The sequence below is a fragment of the Sphingomonas benefaciens genome (genome assembly GCF_052907485.1).
Genome location: NZ_JBREIC010000002.1, coordinates 330,203 through 351,933 on the forward strand (window position 1 = coordinate 330,203; position 21,731 = coordinate 351,933).

Sequence of the window (21,731 nt, forward strand, 5' to 3'; positions counted from 1 at the left end):
CAAGATCCTCCCCGCCGCGCGAGGAGGGGGACCAGCCGCAGGCTGGTGGAGGGGGGGCTCCCCAAGCACAGCGCTCGTGGACAGCCCCCTCCACCACGCCGCTTCGCGTCGCGGTCCCCCTCCCCGTGCCGGGGAGGACAAGGCTCATCAACCCAGCTTCTCCATCACCTCGTCCGAGACTTCATAATTGCCCCAGACGGTCTGCACGTCGTCGTCGTCGTCGAGCGCGTCGATCAGCTTGAACAAAGTCGCCGCATCGCCCTCGTCGACCGACACCATCGTCTGCGGCCGCCAGGCGAGCTTGGCGCCCTCCGCCTCGCCGAGCACCGGCTCCAGCGCCTTGGCGACCTCGTGCAGGTCGCCCTGCGCCGTCCAGATCTCGTGACCCTCGTCGGACGAGGTGACGTCCTCGGCGCCCGCTTCCAGCGCCGCCTCGAACACCTTCTCGGCATCGCCGGCGCTGGCCGGATAATTGATCAGGCCCATGCGGTCGAAGCCGTGGCTGACCGATCCGCTCGCGCCCAAATTGCCGCCGTTCTTCGACACCGCGGTGCGCACATTGGTCGCGGTGCGGTTGCGATTGTCGGTCAGCGCCTCGATGATCAGCGAGACGCCGCCGGGTCCGAAGCCCTCGTAGCGGATTTCCTCGTAGCTTTCGGCATCGCCGCGCGACGCCTTATCGATCGAACGCTGGATATTGTCCTTGGGCATCGACTGCGCCTTGGCCGCGGCGATCGCGGCGCGCAGGCGCGGGTTCATGTCGGGGTCGGGCAGCCCCATCTTCGCCGCCACGGTGATTTCGCGGCTGAGCTTGGAGAACATGCTCGAGCGCTTCTTATCTTGCGCGCCCTTGCGGTGCATGATGTTCTTGAACTTGGAATGGCCTGCCATGATCGCCTCTGACGGATAATCGTCGGCCTTTAAGCTGCCGGACCCGTCTTCGCCAAGCGGTCGATTTTCGCCTCCAGTCCCGCCAGCCGGTCCGCGACGAGCAGATCGAGCTTCTCGTGCAGCCGCAGGATCTCCAACTCGGCGCGCAAGTTGGTCTCATAATCGAGACTCGCCGCCAGCCGGTCCTTCGCGGCCTGACGGTTCTGGCTCATCATGATCACCGGCGCCTGGATCGCAGCGAGCGTCGACAGCATCAGGTTGAGGAAGATGTAGGGATAGGGATCGAAGACCAGGCCGAAATGGCCGAGCACGTCGGAATTGAGGATCATCCACCCGAGCAGCACCAGGGTGAAGGCGATGATGAAGCCCCACGAGCCACCGACCGCGGCAACGCGATCGGCGAGCCGATCGCCGACGCTAGCGCGCAAGTCCGCCTCGTCCGCCGCGTCGCGGCTGACCAGCGTGCCCGCATCGATGCTGGCGAGCACGCGCTGTTCCTCGGGATCGAGCGCGTGACTCGGCTTCTTCAGCAGCCGCAGGGCAATGTCGGCGAAGGGAGGACGCTGGGCCATGACGCGTATCTTCCGGAGGAAAGGTCCGGCCGCGCGCCTAGCCGGCCGCGCCCTCGCCGCCAACCCGCCGCAAAGCGCTTGCCCGCACACCCCCAGATCGGCCAAACGCTGATCCGATCATGACCGTCAGCGTAGACATGGGCAGCGACGAACGCGGCGCGCCCGTGACCATGGACCTCGAAGAACTGCTCGCCACCCGATTGCTCGTCCAGGGCAATTCCGGGTCGGGCAAGTCGCACCTGCTGCGCCGCATGCTGGAACGCTCGGCCGGCCAGGTGCAGCAGGTGGTGATCGATCCCGAGGGCGATTTCGTCACGCTGTCCGACGCCTATGGCCATGTCGTGGTCGAGGCGGCGGACTATTCGGAGCGCGAGATCGCACGCATCGCCGGCCGTCTGCGCGAACACCGTGCCAGCGTCGTGCTCAGCCTGGAAGGGCTGGAGGCGGAGGGACAGATGCGCTGCGCCGCCGCCTTCCTCTCGGCGCTGTTCGATGCGCCGCGCGAACATTGGTATCCGGCGCTGGTGGTCGTCGACGAAGCGCAATTGTTTGCGCCGACCACCGGTGGCGAGGTGGCCGAAGAGGTACGCCGCGCCTCCTTGTCGGCGATGACCAATCTGATGTGCCGTGGTCGCAAGCGTGGTCTCGCCGGCGTGATCGCCACGCAGCGGCTGGCCAAGCTCGCCAAGAACGTCGCAGCCGAAGCGTCCAACTTCCTGATGGGGCGTACCTTCCTCGACATCGACATGGCCCGTGCCGCCGACCTGCTCGGCATGGAGCGGCGCCAGGCCGAATCGATCCGCGACTTGGCGCGCGGCACCTTCCTGGCGCTGGGACCGGCGGTGTCGCGGCGGCCGATCACCGTGAAGATCGGCGCAGTCGAGACCTCGGCACGCTCCGGCAGCCCGAAGCTGACGCCGCTGCCTTCCGCGCCGGTCGAGAATCTGCAGCAGTTGATCTTCGCGCCGCCGCCGGAAACCGCGCCGCAGCTCCCGATGACCTTCGACCCCCGGCCGCGGCGGGTGCCGACGGACGAATTGCTCGACACGATCGAACGGCCGACGCCGACGCAGCCCAGCCTGGCGCGCTTGCCCGACAAGTCGGACGAGGAGGTGGAAACGATCTACGCCGACGTGCTGCGCGCGATCGTCGCCGATGGCGAGGCGGCGTTGCGGCCGCCGTCGGTGCTGTTCCAGGATTTTCAGGTCCGCTGCCGCATGGCGGGACTGGCCAAGCCGCCGCTCGACCTCGCCGGCTTCACTCGGCGGCTGTCGGCGGCGCGCGCCGGCATCTTCGACATCACCGATCCCGAATGGGCGGAGGCGATGGCGCTCGCCGATACGCTGCCAGAGGACATGATCGGGCCATTCCTGCTCGTCGCGCGCGCCGCGCGCGAAGGCGAGCCCTGCCCGTCCGACGTCGCGCTGGCGGAGACCTATGGCACCAGCTCGCTTGGCCGCGTTCGCCGCCTGGTCGGCTATATCGAAAGCCGCGAATTGTTCGTGCTGCGCACCGACCTGTCCGGCAAGCGCTCGATCACGATTCCGCGGCTGGGCTGGACGACCGCCGCGGCGGAGGCCGCCTAGTCGTTCCGATCCTCATGGCGCGAGGCGGCGCATTCCCGTCATCGATTGGGGATACCGGTATATTGCGCGGAGGCGAGCTGCCATCCAGGACCGGCCTTCACCGCGACGTAGCGCACGCGCAGCGACCGCGTCACCGTGGTGCCATCGGGCTTGGCCATGTCGAACGATACCCGCTCGGTCACCAGCGCCCAATCGCGATGTAGCGCAACGCTGCGCTCGCTCGACGTCATCGCCGGCACCGGCTTGCGTTGATCGGCGCGGTAGAAGCCGATCACTTGATCGCGGCTGTCGACATCGCCGACCGGGGAGATTTCCTGGAAATCGGGCGCCAGCGTCGCTGCGAGACCCCGATCGTCGAACGCCGTCCGTGCGGCATTGAACCGATCGACCAATTGGCCGACGTCCGTTGCGAGAGATGCGGGAGTCGCCGCGAACAAGGCGGCGGCCAAGAAGACGGGCATCGGCTAAACCTTTCGATCGATAGCGTATTATGTGAATAACACGCCCAGCCGATCGGTCAACCCGTGCCCATCCGGATCACAGCATGCCGAGCGCCTGCATATAGACCTCTAGGATCGCTTCCTCTTCCTGATATTCTTCCCGCTTCTTCTTGCGGATCGACATGATCTTCTTGATCGCCTTGGGATCGTAGCCGCGGCCCTTGGCCTCGGCGAAGACGTCCTTGATGTCGTCCTGGATGCCCTTCTTCTCTTCTTCCAGACGCTCGGCGCGCTCGATCAGCAGGCGCAGCTCGTCCGCCGCAACCTGCCCGCCGCCCATGCCTTCGCCACGTTCTTCGGCCATATGTCCCACCCGCCGCGAACCGGTCGCGGCCCTTCCTGAAATGATTCGCTGATGCACCGGCAGCGCCGGCAGGGCAGCGCGTCTAGGCGTTTACCACGACGCGCTCAAGCCCGGCTGCGATCAGCGCCCCGGCTCGGTCATCGCCGGCGGATCGCTGGCCGGAAACGGTTCGTCTAGTGCCTCGTCCAGCGCCCCGTCCACTGCGTCGTCACGCCGGTTCTTGGCGACGCTGGCATCCATGCGGGCGATCTGCTCGGGCGTCGCCTCGGTCTGGTAGCGGCGCTTCCACTCCGCCTGCGGCATGCCGTAGATCGTCTCGCGCGCCTGATCCTTGGACAGGCCGCCTGCCTCTTCCACCCAGTCGGACAGACAATTGCGGCAGAAGCCGGCGAGGCCCATCAGGTCGATGTTTTGCGCGTCGGTGCGGTGGCGAAGATGGCGGACGAGGCGGCGGAACGCCGCCGCCGCGACGGCATCGTCGAGCGTGTCGAGGGGATCGGTCATCACGTAACGGCCTTCCAACAGGTTGATCCCGACCCAATAGGAGCTAGAGGAGGCCGCGGCCATTCCCCAGGAGCCTATTCATGACCACTGCCATCGCGCCCCGATCGCGGAAAGTACGCGTGCTCGCGACGCTCGGTCCCGCGAGCAACAGTCCCGAGATGATCGCCAACCTGTTCCAGGCGGGCGCCGACGCTTTCCGCGTCAACATGAGCCACGGCGACCAGCAATCGAAGATCCCCGTCATCCAGGCGATCCGCGCGCTGGAGAAGGAATTCGGCCGGCCGACGACGATCCTCGCCGATCTGCAGGGCCCGAAGCTGCGCGTCGGCAAGTTCGACGGCGGCAAGGTGGTGCTCGAACACGGCAGCACCTTCGTCCTGGACCGCGATCCGACGCCAGGCGACGCGACCCGGGTCGAACTGCCGCACCGCGAGATCTTCGAGGCGATCGAGCCGGGCGCGCGCCTGTTGCTCGACGACGGCAAATTGGTGCTGCGGGTCAGCGATCACGACGCGGAGCGGATCGTCACCACGGTCGAGGTCGGCGGCCCGTTGTCGAACAACAAGGGTCTCAACGTCCCCGACGTCGTGCTGCCGATGGCAGCGCTGACCGAAAAGGATCGCAGCGACCTCGCCTTCGCGGTCGAACAGGGCGTCGATTGGATCGCACTCAGCTTCGTGCAGCGGCCCGAGGATCTGTGGGAGGCGCGCAAACTGATCGGCGGTCAGGCGGCTTTGCTCGCCAAGATCGAGAAGCCGCAGGCGATCGACCGGCTCGAGGAGATCGTCGAGGCGTGCGACGGCGTCATGGTCGCCCGCGGCGACCTGGGCGTCGAACTGCCGCCGCAGTCCGTGCCGCCGCTGCAGAAGCGCATCGTCGAGACCGCGCGCCGGCTCGGCCGGCCGGTGGTGGTCGCGACGCAGATGCTCGAATCGATGATTCAGAGCCCATCGCCGACGCGCGCCGAGGTGTCCGACGTCGCCACCGCGATCTACGACGGGGCCGACGCGATCATGCTGTCCGCGGAAAGCGCCGCGGGTGCCTGGCCGATCGAATCGGTCGCGATGATGAACGCGATCGGCATCTCCGTGGAGGGCGATCCCGGCCACGGTGACCGCATCCACTTCACCGTGACGCGCCCCGACCCGACCACCGCCGACGCTCTGGCGGAGGCGGCCAAGTCGATCGCCAAGACGACCGGGGCGACGGCGATCATCTGCTTCACCACCTCGGGCTCGACTGCCCGCCGCGTCGCGCGCGAGCGGCCGCCGGTGCCGATCCTGACGCTGACGCCCAACAAGGACACCGCGCGCCGGCTCGGCCTGCTGTGGGGCACGCATGCGGTGTTCACCCGCGACGTCGAATCGTTCGAGGACATGGTGGGCAAGTCGAAGCGGATGGCGCTGCGTACCGGCATCGCCAAGGCGGGCGACCGCGTCATCGTCATGGCCGGCGTGCCGTTCCGCACGCCGGGTTCGACCAACGTCATCCACGTCGTCCGCATCATCGGCGACGAGCTGAAGGATTATAGCTGATACCGTGAAAGCCCCTCCCCTTCAGGGGAGGGGCTTAGAGGTTAGAGCAGCCCCAGTTCCACCAGCTCGCGCCGCAACTTGGGTTCGCCGGTGAAGTGCAGCGCGATCAGGCCGACGCTCTTCGCGCCCGCGATATTCGCCGCATTGTCGTCGATGAACACCGTCTCCGCCGCCGTCAGCCCGAAGCGGTCGAGCGCGAGGGCGTAGATCGCCGGGTCCGGCTTCACCATCTTCTCCTCGCCCGAGACGACGACGTCGCGAAAGCGATCGAACATCGTCGCCTCGCGCGCGCGGAACGGCGGCCAGAATTCATGGCTGAAGTTGGTGATCGCATATAGCGGCGTGCCGCGGTCGTGCAGATCGTCGACCAGGCCGTGCATGCCCGGCATCGGATCGCCGATACTCTCCAGGAACCGCGGTCCCCAGGCGGCGATCAGCTCGGCATGCTCAGGATAGAGGGCGACCAGCTCCGCCGACGTGTCGGCGAAGTCGCGTCCAGCGTCGTGCTGGAAATGCCATTCGTGTGTGACGACGTCGCGCACAAACGCATCGAGCGCCCGATCGTCGTCGATCAGGCGCCGATACAGGAACCGTGGGTCCCAGTCGTACAAGACCCGCCCGACGTCGAAGATGACGGCGGTCGGAACGCCCACGGCTGTTTTAGCCCTGGCGCGCCTTGAAGCGACGGTTGGTCTTGTTGATGACGTAGGTGCGGCCGCGACGACGGATCACGCGGTTGTCGCGATGACGGTCCTTGAGCGACTTCAGGCTGTTGCGGATCTTCATGATCGATTCGCTTCTTTTCGAATTGGAATGTGTTCTGGAAAGCGCGAGCGCCTAGGCACAAGCGGTGCAATAGTCAAGCAACGTGGGCGGCGTTAGAGCGTTTCCCATGCGCAACAGTCATAGGATTCGCGTACCCATGTCCCTTCGTCCGTACCTGGCGCTCGGCGCCGTCGCCGCCGCGCTCGCCGGTTGCGCCACCACCCAGCCGCTGCCGCCGACGGAGGTGATCCGCTACCATCTCGATCGCCCGATCGCGCGCGGCACGATCGCGGTCCAGCCGCTCGATGCGTCGAATGCGAGCATTGAGTTCAAGACCTATGCCGCCGCGGTCGAGGGCGAATTGCTGAAGGCCGGCTACAGCCTGCCCGCGCAGGGCGCGCGTCCCGATTACGTCGCCACCGTCAACTTCACCCGCACCACGCAGGAAGGACCGCCCCGCCCCTCGCCGTTCAGCATCGGCATCGGCGGCGGATCCTTCAGCGGCGGTCGCCGCGGCGGCGTCGGCCTGGGCGGCGGCATCGGCTTTCCGATCGGCAAGAGCCGGCCGACCAACCTGCTGGTCGCCGAACTGGCGGTGACGATCAAGGATGCACGCGACCAGTCGCCGGTCTGGGAGGGCCGCGCCCAGGGGATCAGCGACATCAAGCGCGCCGACGAACAGGCGCCGCGCCTCGCCCATGCGCTGTTCACGGGGTTCCCCGGCGAGTCCGGTCGCACTATCGAGGTCCGATGACCATCCACATCAACGCCGCCTTCGATGGCGGCAACATCCGCCTCGTCGCCATCGAAGGCGATCGTGTCGATCTGGAGATCGTCCGCGATCGCGAATCGGACTTCTTCCAGTGGTTCTACTTCCGCGTCGCCGGCGCGCGCGGGCGGCAGCTGACCTTCCGCATCGTCAACGCCGGCGAGTCGGCCTATCCGTTCGGCTGGCCGGGCTACAAGACGCGCGCCAGCACCGACCGGCACGCGTGGCGGATGATCGACACCCGATACGAAGGCGGTGTGCTGTCGTTCGACTATCGGCTCGACGCCGAACTCGCCTGGTTCGCCTATTTCGCGCCTTATACGATGGAGATGCACGACGCCCTGGTGGCGCGCACCGCGCTGGCACCGGGCGTCGTCCATCGCCAGCTCGGCACCTCGCTCGATGGCCAGGCGATCGACTATTTCCGCATCGGTTCGGGCGACAAGCCGGTGTGGCTCTATGCGCGCCAGCATCCCGGCGAATCGATGGCCGAATGGTGGATGGACGGCGCGCTCGCCTGGTTGACCAGCGAGGCCGCCGCGCCGCTGCTCGCCAAGGCGACCGTCCACGTCGTGCCCAACATGAATCCCGACGGCACGCGCCGCGGGCATTTGCGTACCAACGCCGCAGGCGTGAATCTCAACCGCGAATGGCACGCGCCAAGCGCCGAGCGCAGCCCGGAAGTGCTGTGCGTCCGCAATGCAATGGACGAGACCGGCGTCGCCTTCGCGATCGATGTGCACGGTGACGAGGCGATCCCGGCGAACTTCATCGCCGGCTATGAGGGCATCCCAAACTGGACCGAGGATCACGGCGCGAAATTCTATGAATTCGGCCGTCGCCTCGCCGCGCATACGCCGGATTTCCAGGTCGAAAAGGGCTATGAGAAGGCCAGCGCGGGCAATGCCAACCTGTCGATGTCGACGAACCAGCTGGCGCAGCGGTTCGGCGCGGTATCGGTGACCTTGGAGATGCCGTTCAAGGACCATGATCCGAACGCCGACGCCGAATTCGGCTGGTCGCCGGACCGCAGCCAAGCGCTGGCCGTGGCGTGCCTGGAGGTGCTGACCGGGATGATCGACGAACTGTGATCGAGGTTCGACGCGACGATCCGCTGTCATCGGCGGTGGCGGGGCTGATCAACGAGCATCTCGCCTTCGCCAAGGCGAACACCGATTCCGCCTTCCGCTTCGCGCTGGGCGCGCAGAAGCTCGCCCAGCCGGGCACGGCCTTCTTCACCGCCTGGCAGGGCGAGACGCTGGTCGGCATGGGCGCGGTGAAGCGGCTGGACGAGACGCACGCCGAGCTCAAATCGATGCGCACCGCCGACGGCCATCGCGGCAAGGGCGTCGGCGCGGCGATGCTGACGGCGCTGATCGCCCATGCCCGCCACGAAGGGATCGTGCGGCTCAGCCTGGAGACGGGCACTGACGACGATTTCATACCCGCCCATGCGCTCTACCGCCGCTTCGGCTTCGTCGACTGCGCCGCCTTCGCCAATTATCCGGCGGACAGTCCCAAGAACCGCTACATGACATTGACGCTGGAGGTTTGATTGCCGCAACTCGTCCTGATCCGCCACGGCCAGTCGGCCTGGAACCTCGAGAACCGCTTCACCGGCTGGTGGGACGTCGACGTCACCGACAAGGGCGCTGCCGAAGCGCGCGCGGCCGGCGAGTTGATGGCCGCCAAGGGCCTCGACTTCGACATGACCTTCACCTCGCTGCAGACGCGGGCGATCAAGACGCTCAACCTGGCGCTGGAGGCGATGGGGCGGCTGTGGCTGCCGGTGGAGAAGGACTGGCGGCTCAACGAGCGGCATTACGGCGGCCTGACCGGGCTCGACAAGGCGGAGACCGCGGCACGGCACGGCGACGAACAGGTGCATATCTGGCGCCGCAGCTTCGACGTACCGCCGCCGCCGCTCGAGCCGGGCAGCGCCTACGATCTGTCGCAGGACCGCCGCTACGCCGGCATCGCCATCCCGCAGACCGAGAGCCTGAAGGACACGATCGCCCGCGTCCTGCCCTATTGGGATGCGCGCATCGCGCCGGCGTTGAAGGACGGCCAGCGCGTGCTGATCTCCGCCCATGGCAATTCGCTGCGCGCGCTGGTCAAGCATCTGTCGGGCATATCGGACGAGGAGATCACCGGGCTGGAGATCCCGACCGGTCAGCCGATCGTCTACGAGCTGGACGACCAGCTCAACGCGACGGATCGCTACTACCTCAGCGAGCGCTGACCGTACCATCTCTCGTCATCCCGGCGAAAGCCGGGACCCATGGAGGTGATCGGCGAAGGCAGCGCATCACCGCCAGTGGCGCGCTGTCCATAGATCCCGGCGTCCGCCGGGATGACGAGAGGGGGGTGAGCGCCGCGGACCCATCGCCGTCATCCCCGCGGAGGCGGGGATCCAGACGCGCGGGTCTTCGTAAAGGCCGCCACGTCAGCGTCTCTGGATTCCCGCCTGCGCGGGAATGACGAACAAGCGCGGAAGCCCTCTTTACCCACCCAAAACATTGCCCTCCCCCCGACCATTGGCTAGGCAACGTCTCCCTCGCGAGGAGCAGTGCGTGACAGACCCGTTGGTCGGCATCATCATGGGATCGACGTCCGACTGGGACACGATGCGCCACGCCGCCGCCGTCCTCGACGAGCTCGGCGTGCCGCACGAGACCAAGGTCGTTTCCGCGCACCGCACCCCCGACCGCCTGTACGACTACGCCAAGTCCGCCGCCGCCCGCGGCCTCAAGGTCGTCATCGCCGGCGCCGGCGGGGCTGCGCACCTGCCCGGCATGGCCGCCGCGATGACCCACCTTCCCGTCCTCGGCGTCCCCGTCGAGAGCAAGGCGCTGAAGGGGCAGGACAGCCTGTTGTCGATCGTGCAGATGCCCGGTGGCATCCCGGTCGGCACCCTCGCCATCGGCAAGGCGGGTGCGATCAACGCCGGCCTGCTCGCCGCCGCGATCCTCGCCACCGCCAACGATGCGCTGTCGCAGCGGTTGCAGGACTGGCGCCGGCGCCAGACCGACGGTGTCGCGGTGGATCCGGCATGAGGCTCGATCCCGGCGCGACGATCGGTATCCTCGGCGGCGGCCAGCTCGGCCGCATGCTTGCGGTCGCCGCGGCGCAGCTTGGCTATCGCACCCACGTCCTTGCACCGGATCGCGAGAGCGTTGCTGCGCAGACCGCGTCGAGCCTGACCCGCGCCGACTACCACAACCGGATCGTCCTCGCCGATTTCGCCGCCGCCTGCGACGTCGTCACCTACGAATTCGAGAATATCGACGTCACGCCGGTCGAATGGCTCGCCGGCCGCGTCCCCGTTCATCCCGCCCCGGCCGCCCTGCGCGTGGCGCAGGATCGCATTGCCGAAAAGCGCTTCGTCGAACAGGTCGGCGGCCGGCCTGCGCCCTGGGCTGCGGTCGACAGCCGTGCCGACCTTGACGCCGCTTTGGCGCGGATCGGCTGTCCGGCGATCCTGAAGACGACGCGCTTCGGCTATGACGGCAAGGGTCAGGCGGTCATCGCCAGTCCCGACGACGCAGCGCAGGTGTGGGACACGATCGGTGGCCCGGCGGTGCTGGAGGGGTTCATCCGCTTCAGTCACGAATTTTCCATTCTGATCGCGCGCGGTCACGACGGTGCCGCGGTCCGCTACGATCCGCCGCACAATGTCCATCAGGACGCGATCCTGCGCCGCTCCACCGTACCCGCACCGGCAGCGGTGCTGGCGCAGGCAGCGGAGGCGACGGCCTTGGCCTGCCGCATCGCCGATGCGCTCAGCTATGTCGGCGTGCTCGCTTGCGAATTCTTCGCCACTGCGGACGGCCCGGTGTTCAACGAGATGGCGCCGCGCGTCCACAATTCCGGTCACTGGACGATCGAGGGTGCCGAGACCTCGCAGTTCGAGAATCATATCCGCGCGATCTGCGGCCTGCCGCTCGGCTCGACGACACCGACCGGGCAGGTCGAGATGCGCAATCTGATCGGCGACGATCCCTGGGCGCCGGCGCTGACGGAGCCCGGCGCGCACCTCCACCTCTACGGCAAGGGCGAGGCGCGTCCCGGCCGCAAGATGGGTCACGTCACGGTCGTGAGCCGCTGAACCGCGACGCGGTGCGCTTCACCGCGAAGTGCAGCGGCACGATGACGGGAAGATCGGTGACGAGCCCGTTGCGCGTCACCGGCCGGATGCGGAAGTCCGGCACCATCGCCAGCGCGGCCCGGCCGAACCCGATCCCTTGCGGCTGTTCGCTCAACACCCAGCAACGGCGTGGCGGCCCCGGTTTGGGAACGGCGCAGCCCAGATAGACCGTGCCGTCGATCCGTTGCCGCAGCGAGCGGTCGGGCCAGTGACGCACCATCTCGTCGTTGGTCGGCATGCGGATCCACTCCGCGCGCCCGTAGCCTATGCTATCGCCGCCCGGTCCATCGCCGTCACCGCGTCCCTGTCCGGTGCCGCGGCCGTCGCCACCCTGACCGGCCAATTGGTCGGGGACTCCGTCGGCGGCAAAGGGCGACGGAACCGTTGCAGACAGGGTCGACGGTGGGGCCGAAGGCTCCGGCGTCGTGTCAGCGGCAAGCGGCGGCGGGCGGGGCGAACCTCCGGACGGCGCCGACGCGTGACGCGCGATCGGTCGGATCGCTGCCTTCGCCGGTGGCGGCTCAGGCGGGGGCGGCGGCGGCGGTGGCGGCGTGACGTCGAACACCGCCAGGGCATGGGCCTCCTCCCGTACAGGCGGTGGCGCCGCCCTCTGCATCAGCAGCATTGCCAGCAGCATCCCGTGCAGTGCGATGGCGAGCGCCAGCGCGCGGCGATCGGGTGCTGCCGGCCCGGTCATCTGCGGAGGTCCAACTGCGGACCGGCCGCCGTTACTTCACCACCGGAAGCGCGATGAAGCTTTCGTCCGGTCCCGCCACCGTCACCTTCTGCGTCGCCTTGACGTAATCGGCGGGCTGGGCGCGGAAGATGTTGGGCACGAAGGTCTGAGGATTGCGATCGTAGAGCGGGAACCAGCTCGACTGGACCTGCACCATGATCCGGTGCCCCGGCTGGAAGACATGATTCACCATCGGCAGCGCAAATTGATAGCCGAGCGGGACATTGGGGGTCAGCGCCTTGGCCTGGGACAGGCTTTCGCGATAGCGGCCGCGGAAGATGTCCATCGACACCGCCAGCTGATAGCCGCCCATGGTCGTGTCGGCCTTCAATCCTTCCGGATAGACGTCGATCAGCTTGACCACCCAGTCGCTATCGGTGCCGCTGGTCGAGGCGTTCAGATGCACCTCCGGCACGCCGGCGACGGTGACCGCCTGGGTCAGCGGCCCGGTTTCGAAGGTGATCACGTCCGGCCGGCCCGACACCGCGCGCTGATCGTCGACCAGCCACTGCCGCCAGGTCGAGCCGGGGGCGTAGGTCGGCTTGTTGGGCCGGACGCGGAAGCTGACCGGTGCCGCCGGGTCGGAGACATAGTCGACCGTCTGCGCGGTGCCGTCGGCCGGCGTGAAGCCCAATGCGCCGCCCGGCTTCAGGTACAGCCGCGTGGCCGATGCCGCGGCGACCGTCGGCCAGGATTGCAGCCGCTGCCATTCGTTGGTGCCGGTACGGAAGATGGTCACCGGCGCGACATCCATCGCCGGCTGATCGCTCTTCAGATAATGCGCGAGGAACGGCGCCAGCACGTTGCGGCGCCACCATTTGGCGGTGTCGCTGTCCCATTTGATCGCGCCCAACGCATCGCCGTTGCCCGCCTCCTGGCCATGGAACCACGGGCCGGCCGACAGGAAGACCATGTCGCCGCGCGTATCCTTGGGCTTAAGCGCACGATAGACCGCGGGCGCGCCGTAGATGTCCTCCTGGTCCCACAGGCCATCGACCAGCATCACCGGCACCTTGAGCGGCTGGTCGGCGAGCACCTTGTCCATCGCCTGGCTCTGCCAATAGCTGTCATAGGCCGGGTGTTCGAGGATCTTCTGGAAGAAGCCCATCTTGTCGACGCCAGTCGCGGCGGCGATCGCGCCCGCCGATCCGCCCTTGAGGTAATATTCGTAATCGTCCGAATAGCCGGTGCGGAACGGCGTGTCCGCCGCTGCGGTCGCCTGCTGGCTGAGGATATAGGGCATCATCGTCTGGCGGAAAGCGCCGTTGTGGAACCAGTCGTCGCCGCGCCAGCCGTCGACCATCGGGTTCATCGGCACCGCCACCTTCAGCGCCGGATGCGGGTTGATCAGCGGCATCAGCGACAGGAAGCCGTCGTAGCTGATGCCGGTGATGCCGACCCGCCCGTTCGATTCCTTCACATTCTTCACCAGCCAATCGATCGTGTCGTACGTGTCGGTCGAATCGTCGACCTTGCTGGGGTTGAACGGCGTGCCGACCGGGGCCGGATTCATGACATAGCCGCCCTGCGACTTGTGCATGCCGCGGACGTCCTGGAAGACGCGGATATAGCCACCGGCGGTGATCGGATCGGCGCCGGTGGTGCCGTCGTCGGTCGGCGCGGCATAGCCGCTGGGATTGGCGCCGAGCGCGCTTTCCGCGTCATAGGGCGTGCGCGTCATCAGGATGCCGAGGTCGCGGCCGCCCTTGGGAATGGCGATCACGGTGTGCAGCTTGATCCCGTCGCGCATCGGGATGTCGACGACGCGGCGGGTATAGCCGTACGCGTCGGGCACCACCGGCGGCGTGGCGGGCCGTTCGGTCCAGGTCACCGGCTTGACCCGCTGCTGCGCCGGGGCGGCGCCGGCAGTGGCCAACAGGGCGAAAGCGCTGGCGAGCAGCAGCGGGCGGTTCATCGACATCCTCCTCAAGACGACGAGCCCGTCAACATGGCGGGCGGTGCAACGAAAAAGGCCCGTCCCGCTGCCACCATCGGTGGAGCGGGACGGGCCCGGTATTCAGCGTGGAGCGATCCTCACGCGGTGCGGGTCCCCGACAGCGGGAAGCTGCCGAAGGCGCCGGCGCCGACCGATCCGGTCAGCGTGTCGCCGTCCGCGGTCGCCTCGATGTCGAGCGTCATCGGCATCGGCGAGGTCATCTGCTGCTTCCAGGTGATCGTATTGCCGGCGGCATCGCCGCTGATGTCGCTCGATCCCATCGCGCCCGACGCGGTGCCGGTGAAGCTGCCCCCGTCGGTGGCGATGGTCAGCGTCATGTTCTGGTCGCCCAGCGGCGACTTGACCGTGCAGTCCCAGGTGCCGTCGATTTCGGCCATCATCACTCTCCGAGAAACAAAGGGTTACTTCGCGACCGGCGCCGCGCCGGCAGGAGTGCCGGCGACTGCGCTCGCCGGTACGACCTCGACCGGCAGCCCCAGGGTGTCAAGCTGCGGCTTCACCTTGGCGGCATCGCCGACGACGATCCAGATCGTCCGCTTGGGATCGAGCGCGCCCTGAATGGCGGCGTTGAGCTGCGGCAGCGTGAAGCCGCGCAGCCGGGTCGCCAGCGTCATCTGGTAATCGTCGGGGCGCTTGTAGGTGTCGTTGCCTTGCATCGCCGCGAGCACCGCATCCGACGTCTCGTAGCTGCCGGGCAGCGCATTGATCCCGCCCTTGATCGCGCGATCGAACTCCTCCTGTGTCATCGGCTGCTTGCCGAGGAAGCCGACGACGTCGTCGCGCGCGGAGGCGAGCGACGGGCCGGTCTGGTTCGCCTGCACCGGCGCGCTGATCACATAGGGCGCGGCCTCGACCGCGGTCTGAAAGCGGCCATTGGCGCCATAGGACCAATGGCGCGTCTCGCGCAGGTCCATGTTGAGCCGGCTGAGGAAGCTGCCGCCCAGCGCGTCGTTGGCGGTGGTCAGCGGCAGCGTATCCTGCGTCCCCTTCAGCGCGGTCGGGATCGCGCCGACGATCACCGACTGCGGGCTGTCCGGCCGGTCGACCAGCACGATCTTCGGCGCGGACGGCTGCGGCGGCGCGGAGAAGTCCTTGACGCCCGCCGCCCCGGTCGGCTGCCAGTCGCCGAAGCGCGCGTCGAGCGCGGCCTTGACCTCGGCAAGCGGCCGATCGCTGACCACGAACACCTTCGCCTTGTCGGGCCGCAGCCACGCCTGCTGGAAGGCGATGAGGTCGGCGCGGGTCAGGCTGGCGACCGCGCGCGGATCCCCCGCCCCCTGGGCCTTGGCATAGGGGTAGGTCGGGCCGTAGACGAGCGGCGGCACCACGCGGCCGACCAGGCCGTTCGGGCTGGTCAGTTCCTGCGCGATGCCGGCGAGCGTCTGCTGCTTGACGCGGGCCAGTTCGGCGTCGGGGAAGGTCGGCGCGCGCGCGATCTTGCTGAACAGGTCGAGCGCGGGCACGAGATTGGCGCTCGGCACTTCCAGTTGCAGGAGCGTGCGATCGGTGCTGCTGCCGGCACCGATCGTCGCGCCCAGCCGCTCCTTGGCCTCGGCGAGCTGGATCGAATTCAGGCCCTCGATGCCCTCGTCCATCATCGCCAGCGTCACGCCCTGCGTACCGAGCTTGCCCGGCACGTCGGCGGCGGTGCCGGCATCGAACGACAACGACATCTGCGTGACCGGCACTGCATTGCGCTGCGCATAGACCAGTTCGATGCCGTTCTTCAGGCGCGCGCGCTGCACCGTCGGGAAGCTGAGCGCGGCGACTTGGCCGACCGCGGGCAGCGGCCCACGGGTGCCCTTCACCGGCGTGTCGGGCGCGGCGACGACCGGCGTCTGTGCCGGCACCCGCGCCTCCTCATAGGCGGCACGCGGCCCCTGCTCGACGGTCAGTGCATAGACCGGACGCGTCAGCCACTTGTCTGCCGCCGCCTTGACGCTGGCGGGGGTCTGCGCGGCCAGCGCCGCAAGCCGCTTCTTGTAATAGCCCGGATCGTCGTAGAACAGCGCGCCCTGCGCCAGCGCGACCGCCTTGCCGCCGAAGCCGCCGACCGATTCCAGTCCCTCGATCGTTCCGGCCGCCCGGGTGGTGACGACGCGATTGACCTCGTCCGCGGTCGGGCCGTTCTTCAGGAAATCGGCGAGGATCGCATCGATCCGCTGCCCGACCAGCGCCGGGTCGACGCCCGGCCGCACGATCGCGCGGATCGAGAAGGTGCCGACCTGCGCGCCAGGGCTCGCCCCCGCCGACACGTTGACCGCCAATTTCTCCTGCTTGACCAGAATGTTGTCGAGGCGGCTCGAGGCCAGCCCACCGAGCACCGAACCGGCGACCTCGAGCGCGGCCGAATCGGGATCGTTGCCACCCGGAATGGTCCAGAAGCGGCTGACCATCACGGCGGCGACCCGATCCTTGATCGTCTCCGCCTTGGGCGCGGCGAGCGTGGGAACGGGCGCATTCGGCCGGACGCTCTTCGGCCCCGGCTTGATCGCCCCGAAATACTTCTCGACCAGCGGTTTCGCCGTGGCGACATCAATGTCGCCGGCGAGCACCAGCACCGCATTGTTGGGGCCGTAATGGTCGCGGAACCAGTTCTTGACCGTATCGACGCTCGCCGCGTCCAGATCGGCCATCGAACCGATCGTGGTATGGCCGTACGGATGCGTCGCGGGATACAGGCCCTCGGTGACCTTGTACTGCACCAGTCCATAGGGCTGGTTGTCGTTCTGGCGCTTCTCGTTCTGGACGACGCCACGCTGCTCGTCGAGCTTCGCCTGCGTGATCGCGCCGAGCAGATAGCCCATGCGATCCGACTCGAGGTACAGGGCGCGGTCGAGGCCCGCGGTCGGCACCGTCTCGAAATAATTGGTGCGGTCGAGATTGGTGGTGCCGTTGAAGTCGGTCGCGCCGACCTGCTTCAGCGGCTCGAAGAAGTCGCCCGGCGCGTTTTCCGATCCGTTGAACATCAGATGCTCGAACAGATGCGCGAAGCCGGTCGAACCCTTCGGCTCGTGTTTCGCGCCGACATCGTACCAGACGCTGACCGCAACGACCGGCGCCTTGCGATCGGTATGGACGATGACGCGCAATCCGTTGGCGAGGGTGAACTGCTGATAGGGGATGTTGACCTGACGGACCAGTTCCGCGGCAGGGACCGGCTTGGCGGTCTGCGCGGAAAGCGGTGTGGCAAGCGCAGTCAATGCCGCGCCCGCGAGCCAAAGCGTCTTCATTCGGAGTCTCCCCATCCGGTGTTTGAGGGGAGCATAACGGTCGATAACGACCGTGCAATAGTGTTGGGGCTTGTCGACCCTACACTGTCGCTTGACGAACGGTGTCCGGCGCCGCGATCTTCTCGACGCGATCTGCCACCCCCTTGTGTTGCTCAAATGCAACACCATCTGACACCCCAAGGAAACAGGGCCTCCAGATGAATCTCGAGAAATTCACCGACCGCGCGAAGGGCTTCCTGCAATCCGCGCAGACCGTCGCGATCCGCATGAACCACCAGCAGATCGCGCCCGAACATGTGCTCAAGGCGCTGCTCGAAGACGAGCAGGGCATGGCGGCCGGATTGATCCAGTCCGCGGGCGGCGACGCCCGTCGAGCCGCGACCGAAATCGACGCCGCCTTGGCGAAAATCCCCGCCGTCTCCGGCTCGGGGGCGCAGAATTCGCCCGGCCTGTCGAACGACGCAGTCCGCGTGCTCGACCAGGCCGAGCAGATCGCGCAAAAGGCGGGCGACAGTTACGTCACCGTCGAACGGCTGCTGGTCGCGCTCGCGCTCAGCCTCAACACCGCGGCCGGCAAGGCACTGCAGGCGGCGGGCGTCCGCGCCGAGGCGCTCAACGCCGCGATCAACCAGCTGCGTGGCGGCCGTACCGCGGATACCGCGAGCGCCGAGGATCGCTACGATGCGCTCAAGAAGTTCGCGCGCGACCTGACCGAGGCGGCGCGCGACGGCAAGCTCGATCCCGTCATCGGCCGCGACGAGGAAATCCGCCGTACGATCCAGGTGCTGGCGCGCCGCACCAAGAACAATCCCGTGCTGATCGGCGAACCCGGCGTCGGCAAGACCGCGATCGTCGAAGGCCTCGCGCTGCGCATCGCCAACGGCGACGTACCCGACGGGCTCAAGGACAAGACGCTGATGGCGCTCGACATGGGCGCGCTGATCGCGGGCGCGAAATATCGCGGCGAGTTCGAGGAGCGGCTGAAGGGCGTCATCGACGAGGTCAAGGGCGCCGAGGGCCAGATCGTGCTGTTCATCGACGAGATGCACACGCTGATCGGTGCAGGTAAATCCGAAGGCGCGATGGACGCCGGCAATCTGCTCAAGCCTGCGCTCGCCCGCGGCGAACTGCATTGCGTCGGCGCGACCACGCTCGACGAATATCGCAAGCACGTCGAAAAGGACCCGGCGTTGCAGCGGCGGTTCCAGCCCGTCTTCGTCGGCGAACCGACGGTCGAGGACACGATCTCGATCCTGCGCGGGCTCAAGGAGAAGTATGAGCTGCACCATGGCGTGCGGATCACCGACGGCGCGCTCGTATCGGCGGCGACGCTCAGCAACCGCTACATCACCGACCGCTTCCTGCCCGACAAGGCGATCGACCTGATGGACGAGGCCGCCAGCCGTATCCGCATGGAGGTGGAGAGCAAGCCCGAGGAGATCGAGGGCCTCGACCGCCGTATCCTGCGCCTCAAGATCGAGCGCGAGGGGCTGCGCCGCGAAACCGACGCCGCCAGCATCGATCGGCTGGAGACGCTGGAGGACGAGCTCGCCAATCTCGAGCAGCAGTCGGCGGAACTGACTGCGCGCTGGCAGGCCGAGAAGGACAAGATCGCGGGCGAGGCCAAGCTCAAGGAACAGCTCGACGCCGCCCGGCTCGAGCTGGAGCAGGCGCAGCGCCAGGGCGATCTCGCCAAGGCGGGCGAGCTGTCCTACGGCCGCATCCCCGCGCTGGAGAAGCAGCTGGCGGAGGCGGCGGGCGCGACCAAGGGCGCGATGCTGCGCGAGGAGGTCACCGCCGACGATATCGCCGGCGTCGTCAGCCGCTGGACCGGCGTGCCGGTCGACCGGATGCTGGAGGGCGAGCGCGAGAAGTTGCTCAAGATGGAAGAGGTGCTTGGCCAGCGTGTCATCGGCCAGGCGGACGCGGTCCGCGCCGTGTCGACGGCGGTACGGCGCGCCCGTGCGGGTCTTCAGGATCCCAATCGACCGCTCGGCTCGTTCCTGTTCCTCGGGCCGACGGGTGTCGGCAAGACCGAACTAACCAAGGCGCTCGCTGAATTTCTGTTCGACGACGCGAGCGCGATGGTGCGCATCGACATGAGCGAGTTCATGGAGAAGCACGCCGTTGCGCGCCTGATCGGCGCGCCTCCCGGCTACGTCGGCTATGAGGAAGGCGGCGTGCTGACCGAGGCGGTGCGGCGCCGGCCCTATCAGGTCGTGCTGTTCGATGAGGTCGAGAAGGCGCATGGCGACGTGTTCAACGTGCTGCTGCAGGTGCTCGACGATGGCCGGCTGACCGATGGCCAGGGCCGCACCGTCGATTTCAGCAACACGCTGATCATCCTGACCAGCAACCTCGGCAGCCAGTATCTCGCCAATCTGGAGGAGGGGCAGCCGGTCGAGACCGTCGAGCCGCAGGTGATGGAGATCGTCCGTGCGCACTTCCGGCCGGAATTCCTCAACCGACTGGACGAGGTGATCCTGTTCCACCGGCTGGGTCAGGGCCATATGGGGCCGATCGTTGACATCCAGGTCGCGCGCGTCGGCAAGCTGCTCGCCGACCGCAAGGTGACGCTGGATCTGACCGACGCGGCGCGCGCGTGGCTCGGCCGGGTCGGCTACGATCCCGTCTATGGCGCGCGGCCGCTGAAGCGGGCGGTGCAGCGCTATCTGCAGGACCCGCTGGCCGAGGCGATTCTGCGCGGCGAGGTCAAGGACGGGTCGACGGTGCACGTCGACGAGGGCGAAGGGAAGCTGGCGCTTCAGGTCGACTGAGCCGCCTCATATTCCCGGAGAAAGGGCTCCAGGTGTCGCCGATAGGGTTCGGCGACACCGACGCCGCGGCGGCTGAGCGGCTGGCGCACCTGCCACACGCTCGACGTCAGCACCGGGCGGGTGTTGTGATGGGGCGCGAGCGTCGCCTCGTCGTGATCGAGCCCGACATGTTCTTCCATTCGCCGGATCTGGGTGGTCGGGTCCGCGGTCAGCGCCTCATAGTCAACGACGAGCAGGCGGTCGCCGAGCCGCTCCCGCCAGAAGGACAATAGCATCTCCTCGATCCGAATATGTCGGGCGATCGACCGCTGGTCCCAGCTCCATGGCACACCTTGCGCGAAATAGGTGCGCAGGCATGACCAGGCGAGATCGAGCGGCGCGCGGCGCATCCAGATCAACCGTGCACCGGGCAGCACGGTCAACGCCTGGCCCAGGCGGCGTCCGAGGTCGAGCGTCTTGTCGGCGACACGATCGTTCCACGTCAGCCGCTCGCCGACCAAGCGGCGATACTCGTCAGCGGTCGCGTCGACATCGCCGCGGTCGGGCGGCCGATCGCCGAGCAGGATGGGTAGAACATTGAGCTCGCCGCCCGCCGCAACACGCGGATGGCTGCTCAAAATCTGCTCGGCCAGCGTACTTCCCGACCGCGGCAGGCCGGTAATAAGGATGGTCTCTGCACCGCCATCCCCACCCGGCAGCGCGCGCGAACGCCAGCCGGCGATGGCGGCCTCCGCTTCGCGGCGGTCCGTGTGCGCATCATAGGGGCGTTCCTTCGCGACGATGCGCGCGCCGGCGATGAAATCGGCAAAGGCCCGATCGAACTCCCCGACATCATGCCATGCCTTGCCGAGCGCATAGTGCAGGGGCGCCGCCGGCGGCTTCCCGGATATGTCACGCATCTGACCGAACAGCGGATCATCCACAGTGAAAGTATGGATCGCCGCCAGCTCCAGCCATGTCTGTCCGGACGCCGGAAACCGGGCCAGGGCCCGCCGGAAATGATCTTCGGCCGCGTTGAAACGGCCGTCTTCGGATGCAAGCGCGCCGGCGAAATGGTGGAGAACGGCGTCGTCCGGCGCCTGCGTCAGCAGCCTTTCGAGGGCGGCGCGCGCCGCATCGTGTCGCCCGCTACGCGCGAGCACCGCGGCCAGCGCCAGCCGCCGGGCGCGATCGTTCGGGACAGAGCTGACAGCCCGTTCACTTGCCCGGATCGCCAGCGTCCATTCCCCATGCATGGCCAGGACATCGGCCATCATCGGCCACCGATCGCCGATGTTCGCGTCCCGATCGAGAAGCTCATACAGGATGGCGTTGATCGTCCGGCGATCCCGCCGTCCGAAGGCGGTCTGCAGAGCGGCCAATGCGGCGGAAGGCGACGTCATTAGTCATGACCTAAGCGGGGGCGGGCGCCACGGGCAACAAAAAAGGGGCCGGTTTCCCGGCCCCTAGGTGAGT

General features: G+C 67.6%; 21 protein-coding genes. 9 read left to right on the forward strand and 12 right to left on the reverse strand.

What is annotated here, in order from left to right; genetic code table 11:
• Positions 1 to 147 precede the first annotated feature (147 nt).
• Both ACU5AX_RS09945 and ACU5AX_RS09950 read right to left on the reverse strand, forming a co-directional pair.
• The gene (locus tag ACU5AX_RS09945; protein ID WP_446690755.1) at positions 148 to 891 is read right to left on the reverse strand and encodes a YebC/PmpR family DNA-binding transcriptional regulator; all 744 of its coding nucleotides are present in this window, start codon (positions 889 to 891) and stop codon (positions 148 to 150) included.
• A 29-nt stretch (positions 892 to 920) separates the two neighbouring features.
• Positions 921 to 1,463 carry a DUF1003 domain-containing protein gene (locus ACU5AX_RS09950; RefSeq protein WP_198353743.1) on the reverse strand — a complete coding sequence of 181 codons (543 nt, stop codon included), beginning with the start codon at positions 1,461 to 1,463 and terminating at the stop codon, positions 921 to 923.
• Between the two features lie 119 nt (positions 1,464 to 1,582).
• Here ACU5AX_RS09950 and ACU5AX_RS09955 point away from each other — a divergent pair, with 119 nt between their 5' ends.
• Positions 1,583 to 3,049 carry an ATP-binding protein gene (locus ACU5AX_RS09955; protein ID WP_446690756.1) on the forward strand — a complete coding sequence of 489 codons (1,467 nt, stop codon included), beginning with the start codon at positions 1,583 to 1,585 and terminating at the stop codon, positions 3,047 to 3,049.
• Between the two features lie 38 nt (positions 3,050 to 3,087).
• On the opposite strand, the gene ACU5AX_RS09960 is transcribed toward ACU5AX_RS09955, so the two are convergent.
• From ACU5AX_RS09960 to ACU5AX_RS09970, 3 genes are all read right to left on the reverse strand, one after another.
• Positions 3,088 to 3,510, reverse strand: coding sequence for a YybH family protein (locus ACU5AX_RS09960; RefSeq protein WP_446690757.1), 423 nt, complete (start codon positions 3,508 to 3,510; stop codon positions 3,088 to 3,090).
• A 76-nt stretch (positions 3,511 to 3,586) separates the two neighbouring features.
• Positions 3,587 to 3,853, reverse strand: a complete 267-nt coding sequence (locus tag ACU5AX_RS09965; protein WP_232474027.1) for a DUF2312 domain-containing protein — start codon at positions 3,851 to 3,853, stop codon at positions 3,587 to 3,589.
• Between the two features lie 120 nt (positions 3,854 to 3,973).
• Entirely contained in the window at positions 3,974 to 4,357 is a 384-nt protein-coding gene (locus ACU5AX_RS09970) for a DUF1244 domain-containing protein (protein WP_446690758.1), read from the reverse strand.
• Between the two features lie 80 nt (positions 4,358 to 4,437).
• Here ACU5AX_RS09970 and pyk point away from each other — a divergent pair, with 80 nt between their 5' ends.
• Complete coding sequence (gene pyk / locus ACU5AX_RS09975; RefSeq protein ID WP_198353747.1) at positions 4,438 to 5,892, forward strand: pyruvate kinase; 1,455 nt, start codon at positions 4,438 to 4,440, stop codon at positions 5,890 to 5,892.
• Between the two features lie 41 nt (positions 5,893 to 5,933).
• Here pyk and ACU5AX_RS09980 read toward each other — a convergent pair whose 3' ends face one another.
• The gene (locus tag ACU5AX_RS09980; protein ID WP_446690759.1) at positions 5,934 to 6,545 is read right to left on the reverse strand and encodes an HAD family hydrolase; all 612 of its coding nucleotides are present in this window, start codon (positions 6,543 to 6,545) and stop codon (positions 5,934 to 5,936) included.
• A 7-nt stretch (positions 6,546 to 6,552) separates the two neighbouring features.
• Complete coding sequence (gene ykgO / locus ACU5AX_RS09985; protein ID WP_003046794.1) at positions 6,553 to 6,678, reverse strand: type B 50S ribosomal protein L36; 126 nt, start codon at positions 6,676 to 6,678, stop codon at positions 6,553 to 6,555.
• 136 nt (positions 6,679 to 6,814) lie between these two features.
• On the opposite strand from ykgO, the gene ACU5AX_RS09990 reads away from it, so the two are divergent.
• From ACU5AX_RS09990 to ACU5AX_RS10015, 6 genes are all read left to right on the forward strand, one after another.
• Positions 6,815 to 7,411, forward strand: a complete 597-nt coding sequence (locus ACU5AX_RS09990; RefSeq protein WP_446690760.1) for a DUF4136 domain-containing protein — start codon at positions 6,815 to 6,817, stop codon at positions 7,409 to 7,411.
• A complete protein-coding gene (locus ACU5AX_RS09995) occupies positions 7,408 to 8,517 on the forward strand; it encodes a M14 family metallopeptidase (protein WP_446690761.1) in 1,110 nt (369 codons plus the stop codon). The genes ACU5AX_RS09990 and ACU5AX_RS09995 overlap by 4 nt, the downstream gene beginning before the upstream one ends.
• Positions 8,514 to 8,981, forward strand: a complete 468-nt coding sequence (locus ACU5AX_RS10000; protein ID WP_446690762.1) for a GNAT family N-acetyltransferase — start codon at positions 8,514 to 8,516, stop codon at positions 8,979 to 8,981. Before ACU5AX_RS09995 ends, ACU5AX_RS10000 begins: the two co-directional genes overlap by 4 nt.
• On the forward strand, positions 8,982 to 9,668 hold the full coding sequence (gene gpmA / locus ACU5AX_RS10005) for a 2,3-diphosphoglycerate-dependent phosphoglycerate mutase (protein WP_446690763.1): 687 nt from the start codon (positions 8,982 to 8,984) through the stop codon (positions 9,666 to 9,668).
• A 358-nt stretch (positions 9,669 to 10,026) separates the two neighbouring features.
• The gene (purE, locus tag ACU5AX_RS10010; RefSeq protein WP_446690949.1) at positions 10,027 to 10,482 is read left to right on the forward strand and encodes a 5-(carboxyamino)imidazole ribonucleotide mutase; all 456 of its coding nucleotides are present in this window, start codon (positions 10,027 to 10,029) and stop codon (positions 10,480 to 10,482) included.
• The gene (locus ACU5AX_RS10015) at positions 10,479 to 11,534 is read left to right on the forward strand and encodes a 5-(carboxyamino)imidazole ribonucleotide synthase (protein WP_446690764.1); all 1,056 of its coding nucleotides are present in this window, start codon (positions 10,479 to 10,481) and stop codon (positions 11,532 to 11,534) included. The genes purE and ACU5AX_RS10015 overlap by 4 nt, the downstream gene beginning before the upstream one ends.
• Here ACU5AX_RS10015 and ACU5AX_RS10020 read toward each other — a convergent pair.
• From ACU5AX_RS10020 to ACU5AX_RS10035, 4 genes are all read right to left on the reverse strand, one after another.
• Positions 11,515 to 12,270, reverse strand: coding sequence for an energy transducer TonB (locus ACU5AX_RS10020; RefSeq protein WP_446690765.1), 756 nt, complete (start codon positions 12,268 to 12,270; stop codon positions 11,515 to 11,517). The two genes, ACU5AX_RS10015 and ACU5AX_RS10020, sit on opposite strands and share 20 nt — an antisense overlap.
• Before the next feature lie 31 nt (positions 12,271 to 12,301).
• Positions 12,302 to 14,224 carry a CocE/NonD family hydrolase gene (locus tag ACU5AX_RS10025; RefSeq protein ID WP_446690766.1) on the reverse strand — a complete coding sequence of 641 codons (1,923 nt, stop codon included), beginning with the start codon at positions 14,222 to 14,224 and terminating at the stop codon, positions 12,302 to 12,304.
• Between the two features lie 119 nt (positions 14,225 to 14,343).
• A complete protein-coding gene (locus tag ACU5AX_RS10030; protein ID WP_198354438.1) occupies positions 14,344 to 14,643 on the reverse strand; it encodes a hypothetical protein in 300 nt (99 codons plus the stop codon).
• Between the two features lie 24 nt (positions 14,644 to 14,667).
• Positions 14,668 to 17,499 (reverse strand): M16 family metallopeptidase, encoded by a 2,832-nt coding sequence (locus ACU5AX_RS10035; RefSeq protein WP_446690767.1) that lies wholly within the window; start codon positions 17,497 to 17,499, stop codon positions 14,668 to 14,670.
• Positions 17,500 to 17,696: 197 nt separating this feature from the next.
• On the opposite strand from ACU5AX_RS10035, the gene clpB reads away from it, so the two are divergent.
• Positions 17,697 to 20,276, forward strand: coding sequence for an ATP-dependent chaperone ClpB (gene clpB, locus ACU5AX_RS10040; protein ID WP_446690768.1), 2,580 nt, complete (start codon positions 17,697 to 17,699; stop codon positions 20,274 to 20,276).
• Here the strand turns inward: clpB and ACU5AX_RS10045 are convergent.
• Positions 20,264 to 21,658, reverse strand: coding sequence for a tetratricopeptide repeat-containing sulfotransferase family protein (locus ACU5AX_RS10045; RefSeq protein WP_446690769.1), 1,395 nt, complete (start codon positions 21,656 to 21,658; stop codon positions 20,264 to 20,266). The two genes, clpB and ACU5AX_RS10045, sit on opposite strands and share 13 nt — an antisense overlap.
• Positions 21,659 to 21,731 lie beyond the last annotated feature (73 nt).